Below are 6406 nucleotides of genomic sequence, written 5' to 3' on the forward strand. Positions count from 1 at the left end.
GCGCAGCACCCAGGGTTCGGCGATGCAGCAGCTGCGCACCAGCACCGGCGGCTAGTGCCGGCCCGGCCCGGGCCGCCGGTTCGGGTCATCGGCCTCGACCAGCGCGGCCAGGCACTGCCGGCCCAGCACCGACGGATCGGCGCCGATCTCGTCGAGTGTCACCGTGCGCAACGACGACCGCGGGGCGGCCGACACCCACTCGATGCCGACCTCCACCGGGTGCACCGGATCGTCGGTCGCCGACACCACACCCAGCGGTGCGTCCAGCCCCTCCAGCTCACCGGTGGTCGGGGCGATGTAGTGGGCCGCCTCGTCCATCGCATCGGGCAGGTCCGGCCACTGCGGCAGCCAGGATCGCGCCAGCTCGTCGGCCAGCCACCTGGGGCTGGACGCCTGCATCTGGGTGGTGGCCGAGACCAGCCCGTCCCGACGCAGCAGGTGCGCCGAATGGCGCGCCGCCTGCGCCGCCGGCGCCGCATCCGGATCCCCGGTCCAGGCCGGTAGCGCGGCCAGCACCGCGAGCACCCGGTCGGGGTGCGCCAACACCCACTCGGTGGCGACCGCGGCCCCGATCGAGACCCCGCCCACCACGATGGCCTGCGATTCGTCGGCGCGCGCGATGTTGTCCAGTTCGTCCCGGTAGCCCGCGATCAGCCGCTTCGGTTGCGGAGCCGGGGTGACGACGGTGGCCCCCACCTCGTGCAGCGCGGGCGCGAAGGCCCGGTAGACGAAGTCGTCGTCGGAACCCGTGCCGGGAAGCAGGACGGTTGTGACGCCACTCAGATTGACCGCCATCCCTCGATCGTGCCTGGTCGCAAAATCGGCGGCGCGCCGACCCGCCCCCACGTGGCATCCGGGAAGCAAGAGGTCTACCGTGGCGTTGATCGGGGTAAATCCACAGTGGATTGACAGAAGGTGAACACCATGGCCACGGCCGAGGGGTATCTACGGCGGCTGACCCGTCGGTTGACCGAAGACCCAGAGCAACTCGATGTCGAGGAACTCAGCGAGGACCCGGCCAACACCGGCGCGCAGAAGGCGATCGACTGCCAGCGCGGCCAGGAGGTCACCATGGTCGGGACGCTGCGCAGCGTCGAGTGCAACGGCAAGAGCTGCGCCGGCGGCGTCAAGGCCGAACTGTTCGACGGCACCGATTCGGTGATGCTGGTCTGGCTGGGTCAGCGGCGCATCCCCGGCATCGAATCCGGGCGCACCCTCAAGGTGCACGGCCGGGTGGGCAAGCTGGACAGCGGCGCCAAGGCGATCTATAACCCCCATTACGAGATCCAGAAGTGAGTGATCCCGGCTCCGAACCGGGCACGCAGACTCCTTCGACACGCGGCGCATCCGTCCTGCAGCAGATGGGCGGTGTCAGTGGCCTGATCTATTCGTCGCTGCCGGTGCTGGTGTTCGTACCGGTCTCCTCGGCGTTCGGGCTGATGCCCGCGATCATCGCCGCGCTGGCGGTGGCCACCCTGATCCTGGTGTGGCGGCTGGTGCGCCGGGAGTCCACCCAGCCGGCCATCTCGGGTTTCTTCGCGGTCGCGATCAGCGCGCTGATCGCCTACCTGGTGGGCGCATCGAAGGGCTACTTCCTGCTCGGCATCTGGATGTCGCTGTTCTGGGCGGTGGTCTTCGCCGCGTCGGTGCTCATCCGCAGGCCGGTGGTCGGCTACATCTGGGGCTGGGTGCACACCCAGGACCGGGGTGCCTGGCGCGGTGTCCGGCGGGCGGTGCTGGCCTTCGACGTCGCCACCGTGGTGTGGGTGCTGGTGTTCACCTCTCGGTTCGTGGTGCAGCATCACCTCTACGACGCCGATCAGACCGGCTGGCTCGGGGTCGCCCGGATCGCGATGGGCTGGCCTTTGACCGCGATCGCGGCGCTGGTGACCTATCTGGCGATCAGGTCCGCGCAGCGCGCGGTCCGTGAGCAGACCGCTGACGGTGCCGCGGACAGCGCGGCCGTCGACGGCGAATCCGGCAGTCGCGACGACGCTCAGCGCTGACCGGGGTGCAGCAACAGCTCCCGCAACTCGTCCTCGACCTCGGTCACCGCGACGAACAGCAGCTCGTCGCCGCCCTCGAGCGGCTCGTCACCTTCGGGCACGATGACCCGCGGGCCGCGCAGGATCGTGACCAGCGATGCGTCCCTGGGCAGCTCGAGGCGCTTGACCGGTTTGCCGCCCCACGGGGTGTCGTCGGGCAGGGTGATCTCGACCAGGTTGGCCTGCCCGGTGCGGAACTCCATCAATCGCACCAGATCGCCGACGGAGACCGCCTCTTCGACCAGTGAAGCCAGCATCCGCGGCGTGGACACCGCGACATCGACCCCCCAGGCCTCGTCGAAGAGCCACTCGTTGCGGGGGTCGTTGACCCGGGCCACCACCCGGGGCACCGCGAATTCGGTCTTCGACAGCAGACTGACCACCACGTTGGCCTTGTCGTCGCCGGTCGCGGCGATCACGACGTCGAACTCCTCGAGTTTGACCGACTCGAGCAGGCTCAGCTCGCAGGCGTCGCCCAACCGCCAGTGCGCCGCCGGAATCGCATCGACGTCGATGTGGTCGGGGTTGCGTTCGAGCAGCGTGACCTCGTGGGTCTCGACCAATTCGCGGGCGATGGACCGCCCCACGGCGCCGGCGCCGGCGATCGCGACTTTCATCTGCGCCGCTCCTCATGATCGTCGTCGGCGGTCTTCATCTGCTCAAGCCTCCGGATCCTCGCCGGGCGGCAACGCGGCGATCGCCAGCGCCTCGGCGATGTGCCCGGCGATCGCGGCCAGGTACACCTGGTCGCCGGCCTGAACCACGGTCTTGGCGTCGGGCAGCACCCCGGCGCCGAAGCGGATCAGAAACGACACCCGCCCGGAGGTCGCCGCTTCGAGGTCGGTGATCCGTCGCCCCACCCAGTCCTCGTGCAGCGTGAGTTCGGTCACTCCCACGGTGCCGCTGGGATCGCGCCATTTGGTGGTCTCGGTCTCGCGGGTCAGCACGTGCAGCAGCCGGTCGGTGGTCCAGGGCACCGTGGCCACCGTCGGGATGCCCAGCCGTTCGTAGACCGCGGCTCGCTTCGCGTCGTAGATCCTGGCCACCACGCGGGGCACGCCGAAGGTTTCGCGGGCCACCCGCGCCGAGATGATGTTCGAGTTGTCACCCGAGGACACCGCGGCGAAGGCCGACGCATCCTCGATTCCAGCCCGGATCAGCACATCGCGGTCGAAGCCCATGCCCAGCACCCGTTCACCGGAGAAATCGGGGGAGAGGCGGTGAAACGCCGTGCTGTCCCGGTCGATGACCGCGACGTCGTGGCCGATCCTGGCCAGGCTGTCCGACAGTGAGGCTCCCACTCGGCCGCACCCCATGACCACTACACGCACCCAACGGTCCTTTCCGGCCGGAGCCGTCACGGCATATCCATAACCGCAGTTGTGTAACCCGCGCACCCGGAACGCTACAGCTTTCCGACGGCCGGGTGGTTGCGGGCTTAGTCTTGGCACTCGTGTCCAAGCTTTCGACGGTTGCCCGGCGTCTGGTACTGGGTCGGCCGTTCCGTAGCGACAAGCTCTCCCACACCCTGCTGCCCAAGCGGATAGCACTGCCGGTCTTCGCCTCTGACGCGCTGTCCTCGGTGGCCTACGCCCCCGAGGAGATCTTCCTGGTGCTGTCGGTGGCCGGCCTGGCCGCCTACTCGATGGCTCCGTGGATCGGCCTGGCAGTGGCCGCGGTCATGCTGATCGTCATCGCCAGCTACCGGCAGAACGTGCACGCCTACCCGTCCGGCGGTGGTGACTACGAGGTCGTCACCACGAACCTCGGCCCGACCGCGGGCCTGACCGTGGCCAGTGCGCTGCTGGTCGACTACGTGCTGACCGTCGCGGTGTCGATGGCCTCGGCGGCGTCCAACATCGGCTCGGCGATCCCGTTCGTCGACCAGCACAAGGTGTGGTTCGCGGTGCTGGCGATCATGGTGCTGGCCGCACTGAACATGCGTGGCATCCGGGAGTCGGGCACCGCCTTCGCGATCCCCACCTACGCGTTCATGATCGGCATGTTCGCGATGCTGTTCTGGGGCTTCTTCCAGATCCATGTCCTCGGCGAGCCGCTGCGCGCGGAGTCCGCCGACTTCGAGATGCACTCCGAACACGGTGACGTGCTCGGCTTCGCGCTGATCTTCCTCGTCGCGCGGGCGTTCTCCTCGGGCAGCGCCGCGCTGACCGGTGTGGAAGCCATCAGCAACGGCGTCCCGGCGTTCCGTAAACCGAAGTCCCGCAACGCGGCGACCACGCTCGCGATGCTCGGCGGGATCGCGATCACGTTGTTCATGGGCATGATCCTGCTGGCCCAGGACACCGGCGTGCAGATCGCCGAGCGGCCGGCCGAGCAGCTCGTCGGCGCCCCCGAGGACTATCAGCAGAAGACGCTGGTCGCCCAGCTGGCCGAAACCGTGTTCCACGACTTCGCGCCCGGTCTGTACCTGATCGCGGGCGTCACGGCGCTCATCCTGGTACTCGCCGCCAACACCGCGTTCAACGGTTTCCCGGTGCTCGGATCGATCCTGGCGCAGGACCGTTTCCTGCCCCGCCAGCTGCACACCCGCGGCGACCGGCTGGCGTTCTCCAACGGCATCCTGTTCCTGGCCTTCGGCGCGGTGGCGTTCGTGGTGGCCTTCCAGGCTCAGGTCACCGCGCTCATCCACCTCTACATCGTCGGGGTGTTCGTCTCGTTCACGCTGAGTCAGATCGGCATGGTCAAACACTGGACCCGGCTGCTGCGCACCGAGACCGACTCGGCCGCACGCAGCCGGATGAAGCGGTCGCGGGTGATCAACACCATCGGGTTCCTGTGCACCGGCACCGTGCTGATCATCGTCGTCGTCACCAAGTTCATGGTGGGCGCCTGGATCGCGATCCTGGCGATGACCACGGTGTTCATCCTGATGAAGATGATCCACAGCCACTACGCCGCGGTCAGCCGGGAACTGGAGTCGCGGGCCGCCGAGACCGAGGACATCGTGTTGCCCAGCCGCAACCACGCGATCGTGCTGGTCTCCAACGTGCACATGCCGACGCTGCGGGCACTGGCCTACGCCCGCGCCACCCGCCCCGACCTGCTGGAGGCCATCACCGTCAGTGTGGACGACGCCGAGACCCGCGAGCTGGTGCACAAGTGGGAGGACAGCGACATCAGCGTGCCGCTGAAGGTGATCGCCTCGCCGTACCGGGAGATCACCCGCCCGGTGCTCGAGTACGTCAAGCGGGTGTCCAGGGACTCGCCGCGCACCGTGGTGACCGTGTTCATCCCGGAGTACGTGGTCGGCCACTGGTGGGAACACCTCCTGCACAACCAGAGCGCGTTGCGGCTCAAGGGCAGGCTGCTGTTCGAGCCCAACGTCATGGTGACCTCGGTGCCCTGGCAGCTGTCGTCGTCGGAACGGCTCAAACATCTGGAGCCGCAGTCCGCGCCCGGCGACGCGCGCAGAGGCTTCCTCGAGTGAGTGCAGCCGAGCCGTTCGAGCTGACACTGACCACCGGAGCGGCGGCCAACGGCGGCAGCTGTGTGGCCCGCCACGACGGCCGGGTGGTGTTCGTGCGTTACGCGCTGCCCGGTGAGACGGTGCGGGTCCGGGTCACCCCGGCCGCCTCCGAGCGCACCTCTTACTGGCACGCCGACGTCGTCGAGGTGCTCGACGCGGCCCCCGAGCGCATCGACCCGCTGTGTCCCATCGCCGGTGTGGACGGCTCGGGCTGCTGCGATCTGGCGTTCGCCGAACCGGCCGCGGCCCGCCGGCTCAAGGGCGCAGTGGTGGCCAACCAGCTCGACCGGCTCGGCGGATACCGGTGGGGTGACGAGTCGCCGGCGGTGGCCGAGCCGGTCGGAACGGTCGGTGTCACCGGTTGGCGGACCCGGGTGCGGCTGGCCACCTCCGCCGACGGACGCGCCGGTTTCCACCGCTACCACAGCGACGAGCTGGTTCACCGGCTCGACTGCGCGCAGCTGCCCGCCGGAATACTCGCCGGGATCGCCGAGCGCCGGTGGCCGGCCGACGCCCAGATCCACGTGGCACTCGATGACGAACAGCAGCGCCACGTGGTGCTCTCGCGGCGGCGCGCCGTCGCCGGCAGACCGGCCAAAGGGGGTGCGCGCAGCGTGGCGACGGTCGCCGAGGGCGACTACGAGGCCGTCCAGCACGTGGCCGGGCGGACGTGGCGCATCCCGGTGACCGCCTTCTGGCAGGCGCACCGGGAGGCGCCGGAACGCTACAGCGCGCTGGTCGGCCAGTGGGCCGCGCTCGAGCCCGGGATGACCGCCTGGGACCTCTACGGCGGGGCCGGGATCTTCGCTGCGGCGCTGGCGCGGGCCGTGGGCGACACCGGACAGGTGCTCACCGTCGACACCTCCCGTCAGGC

Annotated in this window: 7 protein-coding genes; 4 read left to right on the plus strand and 3 right to left on the minus strand. The window is 69.3% G+C overall.

The window, feature by feature from the left end; translation table 11 throughout:
• Positions 1-51: 51 nt before the first annotated feature.
• On the minus strand, positions 52-795 hold the full coding sequence (locus ACXAID_RS26555) for an alpha/beta fold hydrolase (RefSeq protein WP_475025170.1): 744 nt from the start codon (positions 793-795) through the stop codon (positions 52-54).
• Positions 796-924: 129 nt separating this feature from the next.
• Between ACXAID_RS26555 and ACXAID_RS26560 the strand changes: the two genes are divergently transcribed.
• On the plus strand, positions 925-1296 hold the full coding sequence (locus ACXAID_RS26560) for an OB-fold nucleic acid binding domain-containing protein (RefSeq protein WP_475025171.1): 372 nt from the start codon (positions 925-927) through the stop codon (positions 1294-1296).
• A complete protein-coding gene (locus ACXAID_RS26565; RefSeq protein ID WP_475025172.1) occupies positions 1293-2006 on the plus strand; it encodes a DUF3159 domain-containing protein in 714 nt (237 codons plus the stop codon). Before ACXAID_RS26560 ends, ACXAID_RS26565 begins: the two co-directional genes overlap by 4 nt.
• Here the strand turns inward: ACXAID_RS26565 and ACXAID_RS26570 are convergent.
• Positions 1997-2662: a potassium channel family protein gene (locus ACXAID_RS26570; RefSeq protein WP_475025173.1), complete on the minus strand. Its 666-nt coding sequence runs from the start codon at positions 2660-2662 to the stop codon at positions 1997-1999. The two genes, ACXAID_RS26565 and ACXAID_RS26570, sit on opposite strands and share 10 nt — an antisense overlap.
• 42 nt (positions 2663-2704) lie before the next feature.
• On the minus strand, positions 2705-3376 hold the full coding sequence (locus tag ACXAID_RS26575; RefSeq protein WP_475025174.1) for a potassium channel family protein: 672 nt from the start codon (positions 3374-3376) through the stop codon (positions 2705-2707).
• A 122-nt stretch (positions 3377-3498) separates the two neighbouring features.
• Here ACXAID_RS26575 and ACXAID_RS26580 point away from each other — a divergent pair, with 122 nt between their 5' ends.
• The gene (locus ACXAID_RS26580; protein WP_475025175.1) at positions 3499-5493 is read left to right on the plus strand and encodes an APC family permease; all 1995 of its coding nucleotides are present in this window, start codon (positions 3499-3501) and stop codon (positions 5491-5493) included.
• Positions 5490-6406: class I SAM-dependent RNA methyltransferase (locus ACXAID_RS26585; RefSeq protein ID WP_475025176.1), on the plus strand; the 917-nt coding region annotated here is incomplete at its 3' end. The genes ACXAID_RS26580 and ACXAID_RS26585, both read left to right, overlap by 4 nt.

Source organism: Mycobacterium sp. ABE4_509, assembly GCF_056160785.1.

Excerpts from the sequence above, each read along its gene's own strand:
- ACXAID_RS26570 (WP_475025173.1), bottom strand. The coding sequence starts at position 2,662 with ATGAAAGTCGCGATCGCCGGCGCCGGCGCCGTGGGGCGGTCCATCGCC.
- ACXAID_RS26555 (WP_475025170.1), bottom strand. The coding sequence starts at position 795 with ATGGCGGTCAATCTGAGTGGCGTCACAACCGTCCTGCTTCCCGGCACG.
- ACXAID_RS26560 (WP_475025171.1), top strand. The coding sequence starts at position 925 with ATGGCCACGGCCGAGGGGTATCTACGGCGGCTGACCCGTCGGTTGACC.